Source organism: Clostridium sp. AF28-12 (genome assembly GCF_003435225.1).
Classification (GTDB): Bacteria; Bacillota; Clostridia; order Lachnospirales; family Lachnospiraceae; genus Pilosibacter; species Pilosibacter fragilis.
This window is the reverse complement of record NZ_QWGJ01000018.1, coordinates 1-18,143: the sequence shown is the minus strand read 5'-3', so window position 1 is coordinate 18,143 and position 18,143 is coordinate 1. Positions and strand designations below refer to the sequence as shown.

Annotated in this window: 22 protein-coding genes and 5 pseudogenes; 16 read left to right on the top strand and 11 right to left on the bottom strand. The window is 48.0% G+C overall.

All coding sequences use genetic code 11. The features are described from left to right. Positions 1 to 89: 89 nt before the first annotated feature. The 4 genes from DWY93_RS17225 to msrA are packed head-to-tail and all read left to right on the top strand — an operon-like array spanning position 90 to position 3,017. Positions 90 to 236 (top strand): CD1871A family CXXC motif-containing protein, encoded by a 147-nt coding sequence (locus DWY93_RS17225; protein ID WP_015553408.1) that lies wholly within the window; start codon positions 90 to 92, stop codon positions 234 to 236. A gap of 25 nt (positions 237 to 261) precedes the next feature. Further along, positions 262 to 1,137: a 4Fe-4S binding protein gene (locus DWY93_RS13725; protein ID WP_181968555.1), complete on the top strand. Its 876-nt coding sequence runs from the start codon at positions 262 to 264 to the stop codon at positions 1,135 to 1,137. After that, on the top strand, positions 1,134 to 2,093 hold the full coding sequence (locus DWY93_RS13720; protein ID WP_117470975.1) for a TlpA disulfide reductase family protein: 960 nt from the start codon (positions 1,134 to 1,136) through the stop codon (positions 2,091 to 2,093). Before DWY93_RS13725 ends, DWY93_RS13720 begins: the two co-directional genes overlap by 4 nt. Before the next feature lie 36 nt (positions 2,094 to 2,129). Further along, on the top strand, positions 2,130 to 3,017 hold the full coding sequence (gene msrA / locus DWY93_RS13715) for a peptide-methionine (S)-S-oxide reductase MsrA (RefSeq protein WP_117470976.1): 888 nt from the start codon (positions 2,130 to 2,132) through the stop codon (positions 3,015 to 3,017). 171 nt (positions 3,018 to 3,188) lie between these two features. On the opposite strand, the gene DWY93_RS13710 is transcribed toward msrA, so the two are convergent. The 3 genes from DWY93_RS13710 to DWY93_RS13700 are packed head-to-tail and all read right to left on the bottom strand — an operon-like array spanning position 3,189 to position 5,315. Continuing rightward, positions 3,189 to 4,106 carry a radical SAM mobile pair protein B gene (locus DWY93_RS13710; protein WP_117470977.1) on the bottom strand — a complete coding sequence of 306 codons (918 nt, stop codon included), beginning with the start codon at positions 4,104 to 4,106 and terminating at the stop codon, positions 3,189 to 3,191. Further along, positions 4,094 to 4,783, bottom strand: coding sequence for a radical SAM mobile pair protein A (locus tag DWY93_RS13705; protein ID WP_117470978.1), 690 nt, complete (start codon positions 4,781 to 4,783; stop codon positions 4,094 to 4,096). The genes DWY93_RS13710 and DWY93_RS13705 overlap by 13 nt, the downstream gene beginning before the upstream one ends. 28 nt (positions 4,784 to 4,811) lie before the next feature. After that, positions 4,812 to 5,315, bottom strand: coding sequence for a flavin reductase family protein (locus DWY93_RS13700; protein ID WP_015553403.1), 504 nt, complete (start codon positions 5,313 to 5,315; stop codon positions 4,812 to 4,814). 154 nt (positions 5,316 to 5,469) lie between these two features. Here DWY93_RS13700 and DWY93_RS13695 point away from each other — a divergent pair, with 154 nt between their 5' ends. Next, on the top strand, positions 5,470 to 5,823 hold the full coding sequence (locus DWY93_RS13695; protein WP_015553402.1) for a helix-turn-helix domain-containing protein: 354 nt from the start codon (positions 5,470 to 5,472) through the stop codon (positions 5,821 to 5,823). Positions 5,824 to 5,909: 86 nt separating this feature from the next. On the opposite strand, the pseudogene DWY93_RS13690 reads toward DWY93_RS13695, so the two are convergent. The 4 genes and pseudogenes from DWY93_RS13690 to DWY93_RS13675 all read right to left on the bottom strand — a co-directional run. Further along, positions 5,910 to 6,017 (bottom strand): annotated as a pseudogene (locus DWY93_RS13690) (DNA-3-methyladenine glycosylase I); the annotation flags it as partial. Next, positions 6,008 to 6,844, bottom strand: coding sequence for an NAD-dependent protein deacetylase, SIR2 family (locus DWY93_RS13685; RefSeq protein WP_117470979.1), 837 nt, complete (start codon positions 6,842 to 6,844; stop codon positions 6,008 to 6,010). The gene DWY93_RS13685 and the pseudogene DWY93_RS13690, both read right to left, overlap by 10 nt. 16 nt (positions 6,845 to 6,860) lie before the next feature. Beyond that, complete coding sequence (locus tag DWY93_RS13680) at positions 6,861 to 7,742, bottom strand: NAD-dependent protein deacetylase, SIR2 family (RefSeq protein ID WP_117470980.1); 882 nt, start codon at positions 7,740 to 7,742, stop codon at positions 6,861 to 6,863. Continuing rightward, entirely contained in the window at positions 7,739 to 8,719 is a 981-nt protein-coding gene (locus tag DWY93_RS13675) for an NAD-dependent protein deacetylase (RefSeq protein ID WP_181968553.1), read from the bottom strand. Before DWY93_RS13675 ends, DWY93_RS13680 begins: the two co-directional genes overlap by 4 nt. 126 nt (positions 8,720 to 8,845) lie before the next feature. On the opposite strand from DWY93_RS13675, the gene DWY93_RS13670 reads away from it, so the two are divergent. The 7 genes and pseudogenes from DWY93_RS13670 (at position 8,846) to DWY93_RS13640 (ending at position 13,465) form a co-directional block, all read left to right on the top strand. After that, positions 8,846 to 9,289 carry an Rrf2 family transcriptional regulator gene (locus tag DWY93_RS13670; RefSeq protein WP_117470982.1) on the top strand — a complete coding sequence of 148 codons (444 nt, stop codon included), beginning with the start codon at positions 8,846 to 8,848 and terminating at the stop codon, positions 9,287 to 9,289. A 145-nt stretch (positions 9,290 to 9,434) separates the two neighbouring features. After that, a pseudogene (locus DWY93_RS17815) lies at positions 9,435 to 9,542 on the top strand (heavy metal-associated domain-containing protein); the annotation flags it as partial. Positions 9,543 to 9,551: 9 nt separating this feature from the next. Further along, positions 9,552 to 9,686 (top strand): annotated as a pseudogene (locus DWY93_RS17570) (XRE family transcriptional regulator); the annotation flags it as partial. Continuing rightward, positions 9,679 to 10,506 (top strand): 4Fe-4S binding protein, encoded by an 828-nt coding sequence (locus tag DWY93_RS13660; protein WP_117470991.1) that lies wholly within the window; start codon positions 9,679 to 9,681, stop codon positions 10,504 to 10,506. The pseudogene DWY93_RS17570 and the gene DWY93_RS13660, both read left to right, overlap by 8 nt. Before the next feature lie 341 nt (positions 10,507 to 10,847). Further along, positions 10,848 to 11,615, top strand: coding sequence for a hypothetical protein (locus tag DWY93_RS13650; RefSeq protein WP_117470983.1), 768 nt, complete (start codon positions 10,848 to 10,850; stop codon positions 11,613 to 11,615). Beyond that, entirely contained in the window at positions 11,616 to 12,077 is a 462-nt protein-coding gene (locus DWY93_RS13645; RefSeq protein ID WP_117470984.1) for a hypothetical protein, read from the top strand. Between the two features lie 83 nt (positions 12,078 to 12,160). Continuing rightward, positions 12,161 to 13,465 carry a Na+/H+ antiporter NhaC family protein gene (locus DWY93_RS13640; RefSeq protein ID WP_117470985.1) on the top strand — a complete coding sequence of 435 codons (1,305 nt, stop codon included), beginning with the start codon at positions 12,161 to 12,163 and terminating at the stop codon, positions 13,463 to 13,465. Between the two features lie 166 nt (positions 13,466 to 13,631). Here the strand turns inward: DWY93_RS13640 and DWY93_RS13635 are convergent. The 4 genes and pseudogenes from DWY93_RS13635 to DWY93_RS13620 form a co-directional block, all read right to left on the bottom strand. Continuing rightward, positions 13,632 to 13,811 (bottom strand): annotated as a pseudogene (locus DWY93_RS13635) (conjugal transfer protein TraE); the annotation flags it as partial. A 275-nt stretch (positions 13,812 to 14,086) separates the two neighbouring features. Then, positions 14,087 to 14,317: a hypothetical protein gene (locus DWY93_RS13630; RefSeq protein ID WP_117470986.1), complete on the bottom strand. Its 231-nt coding sequence runs from the start codon at positions 14,315 to 14,317 to the stop codon at positions 14,087 to 14,089. Further along, positions 14,314 to 14,829 (bottom strand): hypothetical protein, encoded by a 516-nt coding sequence (locus DWY93_RS13625; RefSeq protein WP_117470987.1) that lies wholly within the window; start codon positions 14,827 to 14,829, stop codon positions 14,314 to 14,316. Before DWY93_RS13625 ends, DWY93_RS13630 begins: the two co-directional genes overlap by 4 nt. Further along, a complete protein-coding gene (locus DWY93_RS13620) occupies positions 14,819 to 15,172 on the bottom strand; it encodes a PadR family transcriptional regulator (RefSeq protein ID WP_117470988.1) in 354 nt (117 codons plus the stop codon). The genes DWY93_RS13625 and DWY93_RS13620 overlap by 11 nt, the downstream gene beginning before the upstream one ends. Before the next feature lie 663 nt (positions 15,173 to 15,835). Here DWY93_RS13620 and DWY93_RS13615 point away from each other — a divergent pair. From DWY93_RS13615 to DWY93_RS13600, 4 genes and pseudogenes are all read left to right on the top strand, one after another. After that, on the top strand, positions 15,836 to 16,810 hold the full coding sequence (locus DWY93_RS13615; RefSeq protein WP_022399381.1) for a DUF6017 domain-containing protein: 975 nt from the start codon (positions 15,836 to 15,838) through the stop codon (positions 16,808 to 16,810). A gap of 24 nt (positions 16,811 to 16,834) precedes the next feature. After that, a complete protein-coding gene (locus DWY93_RS13610) occupies positions 16,835 to 17,053 on the top strand; it encodes a DUF5348 domain-containing protein (RefSeq protein ID WP_004611927.1) in 219 nt (72 codons plus the stop codon). Positions 17,054 to 17,146: 93 nt separating this feature from the next. After that, a complete protein-coding gene (locus DWY93_RS13605) occupies positions 17,147 to 17,629 on the top strand; it encodes a PcfB family protein (RefSeq protein WP_021395806.1) in 483 nt (160 codons plus the stop codon). Beyond that, a pseudogene (locus DWY93_RS13600) lies at positions 17,626 to 18,108 on the top strand (type IV secretory system conjugative DNA transfer family protein); the annotation flags it as partial. The gene DWY93_RS13605 and the pseudogene DWY93_RS13600, both read left to right, overlap by 4 nt. Between the last annotated feature and the right edge of the window lie 35 nt (positions 18,109 to 18,143).

Below are 18,143 nucleotides of genomic sequence, written 5' to 3'. Positions count from 1 at the left end.
TAAGGTTTGCGTTAAGTTTTCGTTCTTAACAGAGACTTTAACTCTCTCACGCTATGATAGGGGCAGAAAATCGGAAAGGGTGATGAAAAATGAGCTGTAGGAAAAAGGCAGCGGCGCAGATCGTGCTGCTGATGGCCGGAGCCGCCATGCTGTGCTTCGGTGTCTGGCGGGGCGAGGCGGCGACCGTGCTGAGCAAAGCAATCAAATTATGTCTGGAGTGTGTGGGAATTGGGTAAAAAGTTTTCAGGCGTTTCACAGACCATGTCCCGCTTCCGGGGCTGGATTCAGGCGGGGGCGACGCTGCTGACCAACCTGCACCTGCCGAACTTTCTCAAGGGCGGACTGTATCAGGGGGCGGGGAAGACCGTCTGCGTGCCGGGGCTGAACTGCTACTCCTGTCCGGCGGCGTCCGGGGCCTGCCCCATTGGGGCGTTTCAGGCGGTGGTGGGGTCTTCCAAGTTCAGCTTCTCTTACTATATCACAGGCTTTCTCATTCTGCTGGGAATCCTGCTGGGACGCTTTATCTGCGGCTTTCTATGCCCCTTCGGCTGGTTTCAGGAGCTGCTGCACAAAATCCCCACTAAGAAGCTTTCCACAAAGAGGCTGAAGCCACTGACATACCTGAAATACGCTGTCCTGCTGGTGATGGTTTTCCTGCTACCGGCGTTCCTTGTGAACGATGTTGGCATGGGAGACCCGTTCTTCTGCAAATACCTCTGCCCCCAAGGCGTGCTGGAGGGAGCCATCCCGCTGTCCCTTGCCAATTCCGGCATCCGGGCGGCGCTGGGCAAGCTGTTTACATGGAAATTCAGCATCCTGCTGTCGGTGATTGCGCTGAGCGTACTGTTCTACCGACCGTTCTGCAAGTGGCTCTGCCCGCTGGGCGCGTTCTACGCGCTGTTCAACCGGGTGTCCCTCTTCCAGATGAAGGTGGATAAGAATAAGTGCGTTTCCTGCGGGAAATGCGCCAGAGCCTGCAAGATGGATGTGGATGTGACGAAAACGCCCAACCATACCGAGTGCATCCGCTGCGGAATGTGCATCCGCGCCTGTCCAACGAACGCCGTGTGCTTCCGCTACGGCTTCGGCAACGGGAAAGAAACAACAAAGAAAACAACAATGGAGGAATCAAAATGAACAGGAAGAGAATTTTTGCACTGGCTTTTGCCGTGCTGATGGTGCTGGCCCTGGCGGCCTGCGGCATGAAGAACAATGACAAGATGGGCGGCATGAGCGGCAACGGCTCCGCCATGACTGGCGAGCCGAAAAACGCCGATGAGGCGCTCGCCCTGCACAAGGAGCTGCTGGAGCAGGAGAACGCGATCCTGTCGGAAAATACCGAGCTGTGGGAAAAGGTCTTTGTGGAGGCTGACAAGGGCATGGCCATGATCGAGGACGGGAAAAACTACGGCGACTTCCTGCTGGATACCGTCGAGGCTGCTAAAGAGCAGTTCACCGACAAGGAGTATGAGTGGCTGAAGGAGTCGGCCACGGAGATCAGCAATATTGAAAACAGGCTGACCGAGTTGGAAGATAAGTATCCCGAGATCATGCAGAAATCCATGGATGGCGCTATGAGTATGCCCGCGGGCAGCGACATGACCACGCCGCCTGATGACGGCAGCATGCAGAAATTCCCTGTCTTTGATGGCAAGGACCTGGATGGCAACACGGTGAAGAGCGACGAGCTGTTCTCCGCCAACGCCGTCACCGTGGTGAATTTCTGGTTCACCACCTGCAATCCCTGCGTAGGCGAGCTTTCCGAGCTGGATGCGCTGAACAAGGAACTGGCGGAGAAGGGCGGCTCCCTCATCGGCGTCAACACCTTCACGCTGGACGGCGACGAAACAGCAATTTCCGAGGCGAAGGATGTGCTTGCCAAGAAGGGCGCCACCTATCAGAATGTGTATTTTGACTCCGACGGTGAGGCGGGAAAGTTTACCTCCAACATCTTTGCCTATCCTACCACCTATGTGGTCGACCGCAGCGGCAATATCGTGGGTGAACCCATCGTAGGCGCCATCACGGAAAAGAAGCAGGCGGAGACGCTGCAAAAGCTCATCGACCAGGCTCTTGCCGCCGATATGGGCTGACAAACGAATTTATCTTCTCAGGAAGGAGGATACACCATGTATCGGAGAGTATTGCCGCTTCTGCTCACCGCGGTACTGCTGCTGAGCGGCTGCGCCGCCGGGCAGAAAAATATGCCGCAGAAAACGGACGAGAAGGAAATGACCGGACAGCCCTCTGATATGTCTGGTGAAGGAAGCATGTATATGGATACCACGGAAAATGTCATATATCTGGCGGGCGGCTGCTTCTGGGGCATGGAACAGCTGATGCAGTCCATCCCCGGCGTCATTGATGCCGAGAGCGGCTATGCCAACGGCACCTGCGAGGCGGATGCCAATTACAAGACCGTCTGCAAAGGGAACACCGGTTTCCGGGAGACCGTGCGGGTGGAGTATGACCCCGGACAGGTGAGTCTCGACGCCCTGCTGCTGGCCTACTTCTATGTGATCGACCCCACGGTGGAGAACCGGCAGGGCAACGACCGGGGCAGCCAGTATCAGACCGGTGTCTATTACACCAACGAAAGCGCGAAGGAAACGGTGGAGCGCATCGCGGAGATCGAGCGGGGACGCAGTGAAAAGTTCTTCGTGGAGATAGGTCCACTCAAGAACTATTACCCCGCCGAGGAGTACCACCAGAACTACCTCGAAAAGAACCCGAACGGCTACTGCCACATCCCGCGCGCGGAGATGGAGCTGTTTTCCCGGCTGCGCATCGATCCGGGCGACTATCAGAAGCCCGCGGCGGAATCCATCCGGGACAAGCTGACGGCGGAGCAGTACCGTGTTACTCAGGAGAGCGGCACAGAGCGCGCTTTCACAGGCGATCCGGAGTCCCCCAATGGCGTGCGCTACTGCATCAACAGTGCGGCCCTGCGCTTTGTGCCTTACGCAAAGATGAATGCAGAGGGTTACGGATATCTTCTGTATCTGTTCGAGGAATGAGTTCGCATAATACAATGATATAATAAGCAGCGTCCCAATCATTATGAACCGGGACGCTGTCGTTTATGCTCATGTCGGTTTAGTAAAGCGGACAGAAACCTCCAAATGGGCTGAAAAAAAGGTTCTGACATTGAAGCACAGCTCCATGTCAGAACCCATTTATTTCACAAATTATTTTTTGGGGTTGCGTCGCCCGGTGTTTTCCGAGCCACGCACTTCCTCATGGTAAAAGTAATCCACAATGACCGGGTGCCCAGGCTCTGCCCGACCGTAGGGCAGCTCGTTGTCCACGAAGGGACAGCTGTTTTCTTTCGCCAGCCGTTCCGCTTGATCCTCCAAACCACGGAAGTAGCTTCTGTCTCTCTTGTTGTAGATAGCGTCGTACAGCGGAACCAAGTCAGGATATTTTTTACAAATATAGTCCATGATGTCTTTTTTGAATCCGCCTCGCAGGTTTAGATTTTCTAGCCATATCAGGTCGCATTGGTTTCTGACCTGATGGAAGATAGCCTCAAAATCCGTGATACCGGGAAAAACCGGTGCGATAAAGCACACGGTGCGGATACCTGCGTCATAAACCTGCTTCATGGCATCCAGCCGCCGCTTGATGCTGACGGCATTGTCCATATCGTTTTTGAAATCCTCGTCCAGCGTATTGATCGACCAGGAAACCGTGACCTTTCCCAGTTCTTTCAGAAGGTCGATATCACGGATTACCAAGTCTGACTTGGTGCAGATGAGAATTTCTGCCTCGCTGCCCCGAAGCTGCTCAAGAAGCTTTCGGGTGTTCTGAAACTGAGCCTCCTGAGGCAGATAGCCATCGGTCACAGAACCGATGACTACGCGCTGCCCTTTGTACTTTTGCGGATTTTTGATTGCCGGCCAATGCTTCACATCCAGGAATGTACCCCACGGTTCGGTGTGCCCGGTAAATCGCTTCATAAACGAGGCGTAGCAGTATTTGCAACTATGGGTACAGCCCACATAAGGATTGACGGAATAGCCGCCCACCGGCAGGGTGGATTTTGTCATAATATTTTTGGTTTCTACATCCTGAATCAGAATGCTGCTATCTTTCACTTCCGCCATGTCTTCTGTTCCTCCAATACCCGGTAAAAAGCCGGGGGAAATTCTTGTACCATCTGTGCCTCTCCCATGATAGGAAGCAGATCTTCCTTCATGAATACAGGGATGCCAAGCGCATGGGCCTGATGTGTCAGGTTCCACACCCATTCCGGTTTCGATACGGCTTTGCCCTTCCTATGTCCGGTCTCAGTCCCAATGACGATCCACTCAATTCCGGTAAGGTCTACCATGCCAACATCATCAAACATAGGTTCAAAGGTCACATGATAGTGTCCGCCATGGATATGCTCCCGCAAAGTCCGGATACGGTTTTTCTCTTTGCTGGAGGTAACAGTTACACCAAACCAAGCATTCTCCAGGGTAGTGGAAAACACAATATCCTCCGGTCGCTTGGTCAAAAACAGATATTGGTGCTGCGGATTTTCAGTCATCTTGGCAAATATCTGTTCCCGCCACTCTGGCTTCCAGTGGGAAAAATCGCTCATGCCGGTGAGCAGAAAATTCTGTGGGCGCTTTTTCTCCATCAGCCGCAGCTTATTGGGAAAAAACTCCGGCTTTTCAAAGTTATCGATCATGTGAAACCGGCGGACATTGTTTCTGGCATAGCAGTAGCTGCAACCAATAGTACAGCCGATCACCAGATTCATGTTCTGAATACAGTCTTTAATACAAACAGCCACCGCTAACGCCTCCTTTCCGTTTTGAGATTTAGCCTTCTGCCGCAGGCGCAACTTTCCCGAAGCCGTTCCAGGCATACAGCCCCTTCTTGTCCTCATCGCCCAGGAACTTGTCCACCTGACAGATGTGCAGGATATGGTCGCCAACTTCCACCGACTGCTGCAGGGTGGCCACCATCGCCAGACGAGTATCCACCGGAATCTGGATGTCACTGCCCTCCACAGCCATCATCTCGATGTTGTTGGCGGCCACCTTGTCGGTCTTGGCACCGGTAGACGCTCCGCAGGCCATCACCGTCTGGGCAAGACTCTCGCCAGGAACGGTGACAATCACCTTTCCGGTCTCTCGTACCTGCTTACCGGTGTGGGACTGTTTTCCAGTGGCGAAGCCCACCATGGGTGGGTTGAAGGAGAGGTAAGACACAAAGCAAATGGGAGCCAGGTTCGTAGAACCGTCCTCCTTTTTAGAGCAGATCAGTGTCAGCGGATTGGGGGAGGTCAGAACAGTAGCCTCCATAATGTTCAGTTCTTTCATGTCATTCAGACCTTTCTAAGAAATTTCAGTCGTTGACTGCTCGGCCAACTAGTGATATATTTATTATACCTAATAGCAATTTTTGTTCAAGTACGCAAATTATTTGTACCTGGTATCAAAAAATATACTGCAAAAGACGAGGAAAAATCCAATCATGACTTATGAAGAATTCAAAGAAAAGGTTGGCAGTGTCATTCTAACCGATGATGGAAACTGCCCGGTCACGCCGGTGGTTCAAATGCTGCAGGGCAAATGGAAACTCCAAATTCTCTATGAACTATGCATCAAGTGTCCCATGCGGTTTGGGGAACTGAAAAAAGTTCTCAAGCCCATCACCAACACAGCTCTGACCAACGCCCTGAAGGAGCTGGAATCGGATGAATTGATCCAGCGCATCCAATATAATGAAATGCCCCTACGGGTGGAATACTCCCTCACCGAGAAAGGACGGGATCTGTTGCCGGTCTTTTACGCCATTTCCCAATGGGGAATGAAATATATACCATGATTCTAACAATATTAATCTGAAAGATAATAGCCGGGGGGGCATTGACAATTTGAGTCAACTTCCCGGCGTTTTATTTTCTGCATTTTCTACTGCTGCAAAGGATTCAGGAAGCAACCTGATTCATGAGAGTTGATAACTCCCACCGCCTGCAAATAGGCATAGATGATTACGGTCCCCACAAACTTCATGCCTCGCACGCCTCCCGGAGAGCAGGCAGCAGCTCATCCAGTCGCCCGTCCAGACCGAAGGACTTTTCTTTGATATTGTCCGTAATGTAGATCTCACCAAGATTGAGGGTCACATAAGTGGCGTTTGGCTCGCTGGCCACCAGGCGCATCATCGGGGCCTTGATCAGCTGATTGCGCCAGCCAATGCCCAGCTCCAAAACCACCAGTTTCTTCCCGTGGTAGATTTTCAGAAAGTTTTGGAACCGTGCCTGGGCAGCGGTATCCGGAATCATTCTCCGACCCGCACCCATGTGGATGTCCATGGGACCGCCGCACTTGGGACAGCGCGGCACCAATTCTGTAGGCACATGGCCGCCCTGTTCGGCAGCCGATAATTTTTCGGCCACCTCCAGACTAGGATAGAGGGTGTCGTGGCAGGGGCGGGCACACTGCATCGTAAACCAGTTGCCCTCAATCTCATAGATTTTCGTCGGATCGAAGCCACACAGTTCAAAGTGACCTTCTCCGTTTGATGTGACGACAAAGTAATCTTTCTCTCCCACAATGGCCTTCAAATCGTTCATCACCGGCGTAGGCTGGTACTGCCCGCAGTAATGATGGACGAGCCGGGCCCAGAAGGCCCATTTTTCCTCCTCGCTGGGCCATCCAGCCATCATGCCCTGCAAAATACAATGTAATCCGTATTTTTGTTTGAAATCTCCAAACAATTCATCAAAGGCTGCATTATCTGCAAACAAATGCAATCCTTCGGTGATGGACAGGCCGTTACTGGCCCCGATCAAGATAGCGTCCGCTTCTCTGAATTTTTCCGCAATAGGGTTCCAATCTATCATATTCGTTCGCCCCTTTCTATTTTATGGTTGCTGCGATGGATCGCTCCTGCCGGAGGGCAGCTAGAGTTTCCGTCAAATCTCCTTGCAGATACAGGCTGCGTCCCCGCAGATGCTCTGGCCTATGAGATGACTCTCGATTAAGACATGCATAAAAGACGTTTTCGTTTTTGGCAGTAAGTTCCCAGAAGGGTAGTTTGATGATACTGGGCGTCATCTCACCCACGCCAAGTTCCAACAGCAGGACTTTTTTGTCGGACTGATCCATTATCCAGCGTCGCAGGAATCTATGGTAGCGGTGCAGACTATCCTGCCAGAAGGTTCCCTCCAGGAAGGTATCATCTCGTACCCAAGGCACCAGCACCCGCCCGCAATCCGGGCAGCGAGGAACAGCTTCCTCCGGCAGGCGAACACCTGCCAAGCAACCAGTCAGCTCCTTCACCAGCTCGCGGTTTTCCCAAATATCATCCCGGCAGGGCTGACTGCATTGGCAGTAGCTAAAGTCTCCCTGAAAGGCGCAAATTTGTTTCTGGGGAAATACCCGAAAAAACTGCTGATCCACATTCGTGGTCAACACAAAAGCAGGTTTGTCCGCAACAAGCGCCTGCAGGTCCAGATATGGCTGCCCCGTGGGGGCCTCCCACATGAAGCGGATATATTGACTATAATATCCCCACTGTTCCCCATAGCTGGAAAAGCAATGGTAGAATCCAGCCAGTGGGGAGGTAAATCCATACTGTTCCCGAAAGGGAGCCAACGCCTCCGAAAGTGCCGGGGACCAATGGTAGTGGTCGTATCCAGCTGCGCTTGACAGGCCGGAGCCGCCTCCGATCACAACGGCATCTGCTTGAGCAATACGCTCGGCAAGTTCCTGAAGCGCCGCTTGGTTTCCAACCCTCATTGATCGTTATCTCCGCTTTTCATGGTGTTCCGTGCATCCCGCAGCACTTGAGCAATGTCGGCCACAATGGTCATGCCCTTATCCTCCAACTGCTTGGGCAGGAAGTCATATTTGTCGTTGACAGCAATATACCGAGCATGGGGAAAGCTGAGGGTCATGTTCCAGAAAGGCTCCTGGATAAACATGGGAGTCATTCGACCAACGCCCAACTCCAGGAACAGAATTTTGCTGTCTTTGTGTTCCAGTACATAGCGAGAAATCTTCTCGTACTGTTCTTCATATTTCTTTCCTTGCAGGAAATTCCCATATCCTCGCACCCAGGGGAATGCCTCACCGCCGCAGTGGGGGCATCGGGGAATGAGATCCGTGGGAATCTTCGTGCCATCCCCCATAGCGGCCACCATATCAGCCACTGGCTTTACCGCATCCCAGGTGTCATCGGTGCAGCAGGCAGCACACTGGAAGAACCGGTGATCTCCCTGGATTTCCGCCACCTTCTCCTCCGGGTAGAGTTTGACAAACTGGGTATCCTGGTTGGTGGTGAGGATGAAGAAGTCCTTGCCTTTCAGCAAAGCGTCTAGATCCAGATAGGGATGACGCACAGGTGCGGTCTGGGTGGTGTGAAGGAAGGCGGCAAGATACCCCCAATACTCTTCCCGGGTCTCCCAGGGGTGCATCATCCCTGCAAAAGCACCTTTGAAGTGGTACTTCTCCGCAAAAGGCCGGAAGTATTTCCGGTAGGAGTCGTTGTCCTCGTAGTAAAAGTCTCCGCCACCGGCAGCGGACAGGCCGGAGGCTCCGCCCACTACCACACAGTCAGCTTCCTTTACCTCCTGTACCAACCGATTGATCTGTTCGCTATACGGCAGCGGCTTTTTGTCAGTCAGCTGATAAGGCGTACTGCCGGAAGCATAGATAGGATGGTACTTGGAATAATTCATCTGGGTCTGCATGACCAAATCATCATAGAAGTTCATTGTCGCCATTCCTTTCAGGTTGGTGTTATTTTTATTCTTACTTCAAATCATTTTAGCATCCTCTTGCGCTGCTGTCAATATGCTGTTATAATAAAAATAACATCAAAGAAAAAAGGAGATCAGTCCATGAAATATCCCACCCGCCTTAGCGATGCTGTTCATATTCTGGCTTTTATTGCTCTGTACCCAGACTGCGACCTGACCAGCAACAAGCTGGCAGAGAGCGTTCAAACCAATCCCGCCTATGTGCGCCAGCTCATGTCCGCCTTGCGGAAAGGAGGGCTGCTGATCAGCGTGAAGGGACATCCCCGGCCTGCCCTGGCTCGTGAGCCGGAGAAAATCACTATGCTGGATGCCTATCGGGCAGTAGAGGGCAACAAACCTCTGCTCCATCAGGACATCCACACCAATCCTGCCTGTGGCGTGGGTGTAAATATCCAACTGGTGCTGCGGGATTTTTACTTGGACATTCAAAAAACAGCGGAACAAAGAATGCAAGAGATCACGCTGAAAGATGTGCTGGAACAATATCACATGAAGTTGGAAGGGATGCCCTTGCAGCGTTTATGACGGATCGACTTTCAGAAACGCTTCCATTTGGGACAAAAATTCTTCTGAACGGGAAATACAGAACCTCCTTGCGGGACTATACTGAGAACCGGAGAGACCTATACCCCGTATTTGTATTCTACTTTCCAGAGAAGAAGGTTTCAATATGCAGGAAAAGTACAATGTCACAGGCATGACTTTTGCGGCCTGCCAAGCTAGGGTACAAAAAAGCGTATCCAACCTGACCGGCGTGCAAGAGTGCAATGTCAATCTGTTAAAAAACAGTATAGACGATGTAACTGCTATGATTGCCGGACAGATTGGGCAGCTTCTTCCGATGGACGAGGAAACCATCAAGCAGTTTCAAACACTTGCAAAAAAGATGATGGAACAAGCGGAGGAATCAAATGATGATTAGAAAATATTTACCGCCGTTTGTTATGCGGCTCGTTTTTGAAGTGATTGCGGTGACATTATGGTTTGCGTTAGATAATATATTCTATCTTTTCAATTTCTCGTATATTGGCACTGCGATTGCTGTTGGATTGGTATTATATGGGAAGAAGAAAAAATATGCCCGGAATGTAGTACAATTTGCTGTTGGTCTGTATATGATTGTGTATCTGGGGTTTCTTTGTCGAGAAAATATGCAGATAGAGGGCTTCTGGTATTATCTTTTCCTCGGTGTATTTGAAGCCGCTACAATTCATTATGTTGTTGCAAAAATATTTGGTCCTTTGCTATTTGGGCGTGGGTGGTGTGGTTATGCTTGTTGGACAGCAATGGTTTTAGATTTGCTTCCGTTCAAGGAACCTTCCAGTCCACGCAAGCAATGGGGAATGATCCGCTATTTTGTTTTCGGAGCTTCTCTCGTATTTGTGAGTCTGCTCTTTATTCTTAAAGTCCCAAACAAAGAGGAAATTATGTGGCGGAGCTTCATCATTGGAAATATTCTCTACTATGTCGTTGGAATTGCTATAGCCTACAAATGTAAAGATAACAGAGCTTTTTGCAAATATATTTGCCCAATTACAGTTTTTTTGAAACCGATGAGTTATTTTTCGCTTTTTCGCATCAAAGTCGACAAGAAGAAATGTATTTCGTGCGGAAAGTGTGAAAAGATATGTCCAATGAATGTAGAAGTTCCATGCAATTCCCGAAATAAGAAAAACGCAACAGAATGTATTTTGTGCATGAAATGCGTGGAAAAATGTCCCCAAAATGCTTTGAAGCTATAACATAGCAAAGTCAGCCGAGCCAGTCAACGGTCAAGATGAACGGCGCAAAAATTGCGCCGCCGTTGACAGTACCACCCGCCTTTGCTGATGGGTAATCCAGGCGGGAAAGCCCTAAAATGGCTTCTCGATCATTTCAATTTTTGCGGGAGTGTGTCCACAAGTTCGGCGTAGGACGAGGGACGGGGGTTTTCATATACGCCCTGTTTGCTGACGAAACCAGCCCCTGCGCTTGCGGCTCTACGCCACACAATCACAGCCCTGTTTTCCTGCTGCTTCAAATGTGCTTGTCCTTTCCTGTGGCAACCGCATTTTCGCAGCAACGCCGACAGGGCGTATCAAATGTGGGAACGGATGCCGCAGTGGATACTGTAACGACTGCTGCCGCAGACACTGCGGCAGGAACATGGGAGCTTGTGAGCGTGACCTATAACGGTATGACTGTCGGCAAGGAGGATCTGGAAGAGATGGGAACTGCCATGACTCTGGATCTCCTGGAGGACGGTGTGCTGATGCTGGCAAATGCCGATACAGAGATGGTATTTGAACGGCCAGGAAGCGTAGCAGCTGTGACTGCACCGGATGAAGAAGAGGGTGAGCAAACAGCCTCCAGCACAGCAGCATCGGTAGAGGACAGCTGGACAGTCGTTCCGCTGGCGTCTGCTCAGGAGCTGGTGCCTTATAGCTGTACAGAATTCAGTATGAATATTCCGGAAGGCTGGAGCGTGAAATCTTCTGCCATGTACACCGGTATATTTCATGCAATTCATGTTTTTGATCCGGAGAATCCGGTAAATCAGATTTTCTTTATGCTAAAAATGGAACCATTATTTTCAGATGAAATTTCCCGGGCGATGATGGCGCTTTCCAGTGATTTGTTTGGAAAATGTCCCATTCTTACGAATGTACCGACACAGGGAGTCTTTGAAATATTCCCACAGTTTGCAGACGCAATGAATGCAACCGCTGACTATGCGGATATTCAGACACCGTACATTGCAGATTTTTCTGTGACAGAGAGCTTTGAAAGTACTCAGGGAATGAGCAGCGTTGCTATTTCCCCCTCCATTCTTCGGGCGGATTTTACACAGAATGGCACAACGGGAGAATGAATGTTCACGGCGGATGTGGTTCCCTTTGCCATGGGCACGGGAATGGGATATTATTCTGTCTATAATCTGACAGTCCTCAGTGCAGAAAAGGGAACCTTTCAGGACTGGCAGCCTACTTTGAATAAAGTTCTCAGCAGTCTTAATTATACGCCGGAGTTCCAGAGCTTTGCCATGTCCCAGAGCAATCAGGCGGCCTCTACCTCCCAGTCTCTCAGCCAGTCAGCCAGTGAGATGTCCGACAGCATCATGTCTTCCTGGGAAAACCGGAACCGGAGCCAGGATATTATGAGCCAGAAACAGAGTGACGCTACCCTGGGTTACGAGCGCATCGTGGACACTGAAACTGGAAATATTTACAAAATTGACAACGGTTTCACCGACTGGTATGACGGCTCCCGTTACAAGTCCATCACTGATGATCAGTATACGGATTCGGTGGAAGCAGTGATTCACTGGAAGTAGAGTCATTGATTTTTTAAGGCATTTGCGGTATCATGGCATGGTATAGTTTGGGATAAATAAAAGGGGTAGAGAGGGATTAAGAAATGGAAAAAAGAAACGCAAAAGCCTTATTGCCTATCGCGGTGTTTGTGGTTTTATATCTGGGACTGGGAATTCTGTTTGAATATGGCCTGAATATCGAGATGGGATTTTACAAAATTCCTGTTGTGATTATATTTTTGCTTGCACTGCTTGTTGCATGTCTGCAAAACCGGAAATTAAGCCTGAATGATAAACTGAAAATAATGGGAGTTGGAATCAGCGATCCGAACATTATTACCATGATCATTATATTTATGCTGGCTGGAATTTTTGTGGGTGTTGTTGGAAGAACATCAGCAAACAGTGTGGCATATTTTATTCTGTCACTGATACCGCCTCAGTTTGCGGTTGTGGTGCTTTTTGTAGTAAGTTGTTTTGTATCACTTGCAATGGGGACTTCCGTAGGAACCATTACTTTAATTACTCCGATTGGAATAGCCGTGTCGCGAGCATCGGGGTTTGACCTGCCGCTTTGTATTGCGACAGTCATGGGGGGTGCAATGTTTGGGGATAATCTGTCCTTTATCTCTGATACGACAATTGCCGCATGTAATGGACAGGGTTGTAAGATGACAGATAAATTTAAGGAAAATTTCTTCATTGCACTTCCGGCAGCAATTGTCAGTCTGGTGATTATTTACAATCTGTCTGTGAAAAATTACAGTGGCGGAGTTGTGCAGGAAGAATATCATCTGATACAGGCCATTCCTTATATACTGGTACTGGCGGGAGGCATTCTTGGCTTAAATGTGTTCCTGGTACTGATTACAGGAATCATAAGTGGCTCCATCATCATGATTGCGACAGGGATGATCGTGCCGACGGATTTGCTTGGAAATATGGGAGACGGGGCAGCAGGCATGTTTGAAACCAGCATGGTTGCCATTCTGGTAGCGTCTATCTGTGCACTGATCAAAGAATATGGTGGATTTGCTGCTCTGCTATATTGGATAAAAAAAGTGTTTAAAGGGAGAAAAGGCGGACTCCTTGGCATGGGTCTGTTGGTAGGTCTGATGGATATTGCAACGGCGAATAATACAGTCGCAATTGTTATGGCAAATCCAATTGCAAAAGAAATGTCAGGAAACTACGGAATCAGCAATAAGAAAGCAGCATCTATTCTGGATACATTTTCCTGTATCTTTCAGGGAATTCTTCCTTATGGAGCACAGATGCTGGTTGCCATCTCATCGGCTTCCGGCCTGGGTGAGACAGTCAGTGCATTTGATATTCTGCCAAGGTTGTTTTACCCGTATATGTTGTTCATCAGTTCCCTTGTCTTTATTTCTTTTGAAAAAAATGCATAACTGGAAAAACAGATAGAAAAAGAAGGCGAAAGCAATATTCGGAGAATGTCATGCCCATGTAATCATGGACGGAATCAATTATAAAGCAGCAGTGGCACTTCATAAAGATGGTGTCTGCGAGGCAGCAGTCCGCGCCCATCTTAAGGAATGGAAAGACGCTGGAATAACCTTTGTGCGGGATTGAAATGGAGTTAGCAAAGGTCTCCTCCGATGCCGCAAGGTTCAAAAAAGACAGCTGGAAATGAATCGAGCTGTCAAAATAATTGAGGAAATCACACCAACCATCAAAGATTGCCGTCTTATCTTCGTTTTGGGAGAGCTGATAGTTGATGTCCTGAAACTGGATGGTCTTTGTGTAGTGGCTGTCCGATACGCGGCAGGCTCAGATGGAGGGTTGCTGGTATAGCTATAAGTAATAGAATTTGACGCTACATAGGAATTATGGCTTTCTGTATTACTCGCCCATGTAGATACTCCTTCTGCTTTCGTCTGTAACTTTGATTTTTTGATTTTTATTTGTCCCACTGCCTCCATTGTTACAGTATATTGAGGCTCATCATTGCTATTAATCCCATCATAGTAGTAATTAAAAGTTGCAACGACAGGATCATCAATTCGAGCCTATTTAGCATTGACTTCTTTTACAGAACCATCTGCAGAAATACTTACCGTCCATGTATCCAGCAATATCCGATCATTGTTCGCCATACGAATATCAGCTGTATTTTTGTCATAAACACGAATTGTAGCCGTTTCAGAAGTATCAGCGTCACTTGCGAAACTCGATACACAATTTGCGCCTACCAGCAGACACACGGACATCAATAAACTCACTGCTCTTCTTAATTTCATAACATCTTCCTCCTTTTCCTTGGCACACCCTTTTTATTTTTAAGTAACGTGAATATCCGAACAATTCGTGATAACACAAAAATAAGTATAATTATTTGTATAATTAATCCACCAATCAATTCTTTTGCAGACCATTTGTATGCGATAAAAACAGCGGTACTTCCGTTGGCTCCACCTATTATAGTGGGAAGAATAAACTGAGGATAAATGATAACTATTGCTGAATATATGATAAGTGCAGAAATACCAAAAGCAATTATGGAATAAATAGTTAATTTTAAAATGTTTCCTTTTTTAAACTGTACATATTCATGTTCATAATTTGCTTCCAATTCTTCAACCAATTCTTGAGGAGTACCAATAGATGTTAGAACGGAATTTAGCTCCTCTCCATCATCTATCCTGCCGTAAATCTCTGACAATAATTCCGTTGTTATGCGTTTTTTCATTTTATGAGGTAGGTGCAACCCCTTATTAATTTCCTTAATGTAGCGTTTTAATTCATTCTTCATACTCATTATCCTCTAACAAAAAATCTTGTACTTTTGTAGAAAGTAAATTCCAAAACACTATTAGTTCTTTGAGTTCATCTTTTCCTTTCTGCGTTATAGAATAATATTTTTTGACCCTCATTTTATCATGTGGAATTTCCCATTCACTTATTACTAAACCATCTTCTTCTAGCTTATATAGAATCGGATACAATGTTCCTTCTTTAACTTTAAAAAAGCCTTTACTTTTTTGGGACATTTCCACTAATAGTTCGTATCCATACTTTTTTTCTTGTTGTAATAATTTAAGTATGAGAATTTTTAATATCCCTTTTTTTATTTGCTTAACATCGCTTTCTGTCAATTTCTATCTCCATAATATTTAGTATATCTAAATATATACCATAATAAGGCATTTCTGTCAAGGTATATCACATCAAAAGTCATAAATAACTATTCAGATAAATTTTCTACACTTTTTAAAGAAATTTTTATGTTGAAGCATAAAAACTGCTTCCCTTAGATGAATGTGACAATGCCACAGAACCATTTAAATACAGTACTGTGGCATCACAAGAATAAATTTAAACCTTGAATTTTTTTGAATTCTCTAATACTTACTAAATTTATTGTTAAATTAGTTGATTGTCTTGAAAAATGCTTGATTTACGGGCATATTCGCAGGTTTGCAAATTGATTTTACTACTCATTTACTACTTTTAACGGATTGAGCCTTGATATGCAAAAAGCACCTGCGGGCTGCCGGATAGACCGCTACACCACCTTACGCGGCACGTCGAAAAGAAAAAATAAAATAACACCACCTATAAGGCGGCGTTTCTCACTCCTACACTGGAGAACAGGAACGCTGCTTTTTTATGCCCTCATGTTACGCAGTAAGGGCAAATGAAGCCTTGATTTATGCGGCTCTTAGAGCGCGGAAATGAGAAATGCAAGGGTTGATACCTTTTCCCTCAAAACCGCGTTTCTACTGCGTGACAAATCCAACCAAAGGAGTGATGAAGCTATGGCAGTTTTCCGCGTGGAAAAGAACAAAGGTTATACGGTTATGAGCAACCACCATTTACGCAACAAGGAACTTTCCCTAAAGGCAAAGGGCTTGTTGTCGCAAATGCTCTCACTTCCCGAAGATTGGGACTACACCCTTGCAGGGCTGTCCCTTATCAACCGGGAAAGTATCGACGCTATCCGCACCGCTGTATGGGAGCTTGAAAAAGCCGGATATATCACAAGGCGGCAGGGACGCGACGAGAAAGGCAAAATGACCGCTATCGAGTACACCATTTACGAACAGCCACAGCCCCTAGCATTGGATTGTCCGGTATTGGAAAATCCAACAGCGGATAAGCCGATATTGGAAAATCCGACACCGGATAACCCGACGTCGGAAAATCCAACGCAATTAAATAAAGAACTATTAAAAACTAACTTACCCAAAAAAGAAAAATTAAATACAGATGTATCAAGTACCCATTCCATTCCTTTCCATTCCCTAAATCCCTCTCCCTTAGAGGACGCGGCACAGCCGCCGGAACGGAAGCGAAAGGAAGCGACAGACGCATACAGCGTGTATGAGGAAATCATCAAGGACAATATTGAGTACGACTATCTGATACAGGACAGATACCTTGACCGGGACAGGATAGAGGAAATCCTTGCCCTTATTCTTGAAACCGTCTGCACCAAACGAAAAACAATCCGTATCGCCGGGGACGACTACCCGGCAGAGCTTGTAAAAGCAAGGTTTATGAAACTGAACAGCGAACATATCCGCTTTGTACTTGACTGTATGCAGGAAAACACCACCAAAATCCGCAACATCAAGCAGTACATGAAAGCTGCCCTTTTCAATGCCCCGTCTACGATTGGCAGCTATTACACGTCCCTTGTATCTCACGATATGGCAGATGGTACTTTTTATGGGAAACCGAAAAAATCCGGCATACCCGATTACACCTGCAACGAGGGCGAAAGCCTGTAAACCAACCCAAAGGAGGATTTGATTATGACACAGAAAACAGGAGCTTTGATTTTTGATGAAACCGCTGACCGCTACGACATTCGCTTTGACGTAAACGACTACTACGGGGGCTTACATTGCGGCGACTGCATGGAGGTCTTTGTGCGGGGCAAATGGAAGCCTACCCGTATGGAGTACGGGGACAACTGGTATCTTGTGGGTATTCGGGCGGCAGACCTTTCCGGGCTGCGGGTACGGATTTAACAGGGCGGCGTGAAAACGGACGCTCTTTTTTCATGCCCGCCCCGCTTCCCGGCGGCGGGCATACCACCATAGAACATGAAAGGAGGACACCCATTGCAGGAGGAAACCAACGAAAAGACCATAGCCCTTTACATCAAAACCGGGAAACTGACGGCACAGCAGCTCCAAAAGGCTATGAAAGCCCTGCTTGCACAGATGAAAAAGCAGCATGACAGACAGAAAATCCCGCATGGCAAACAGACCCTAAAGCAGCTTATGAAGCAGAACGCGGGCGTTTCCAACATTGAAATCACAAAGGACAATATCAAAGCCTTTGAGAGTACGGCGAAAAAGTACGGGATTGACTTTGCCCTAAAGAAAGACAGCACCGAAATCCCGCCCCGCTATCTTGTTTTCTTCAAGGGACGGGACGCGGACGCACTGACCGCAGCTTTCAAGGAGTTTTCCGCAAAGAAGCTGACGCAGGAACAAAAGCCCTCTATCCGAAAGCTGATTGTTTCCCTCAAAGAAAAGGCGGCGGCTTTGAACGCACAGCGGGACAAAGTAAAAAACAAAGACAGGGGGATTGCAAGATGAACGCTATCAACTGGAAAAAGCTGCTGCTTCCCAACATTCCCTATCTGCTCTTTGTGTATCTCTTTGATAAAGTCGGGCAGGCGGTACGCCTTGCGCCGGGAGCTGACCTGTCCGGCAAGGTGCTGTCGCTTGGGGAGGGCTTTTCTATGGCTTTTTCAAACCCGCTTCCGAGCCTTGCCCCTATGGATTTACTGATAGGAATTTTAGGCGCGGTGCTTATCCGGCTGATTGTCTATGTAAAAGGCAAGAACGCGAAGAAATACCGGAAAGGTATCGAATACGGCTCTGCCCGTTGGGGAACTGCCGAAGATATTAAGCCCTACACCGACCCGGTATTTCAAAATAACGTGCTTCTGACACAGACGGAACGGCTTACCATGAACAGCCGCCCGAAGCAGCCGAAGTATGCAAGGAATAAAAATATCCTTGTTATCGGGGGAAGCGGCAGCGGCAAGACGAGATTTTTTGTGAAGCCCAGTGCGCCCGTAAGGGCGGTATAAATCCTACCTTGAGC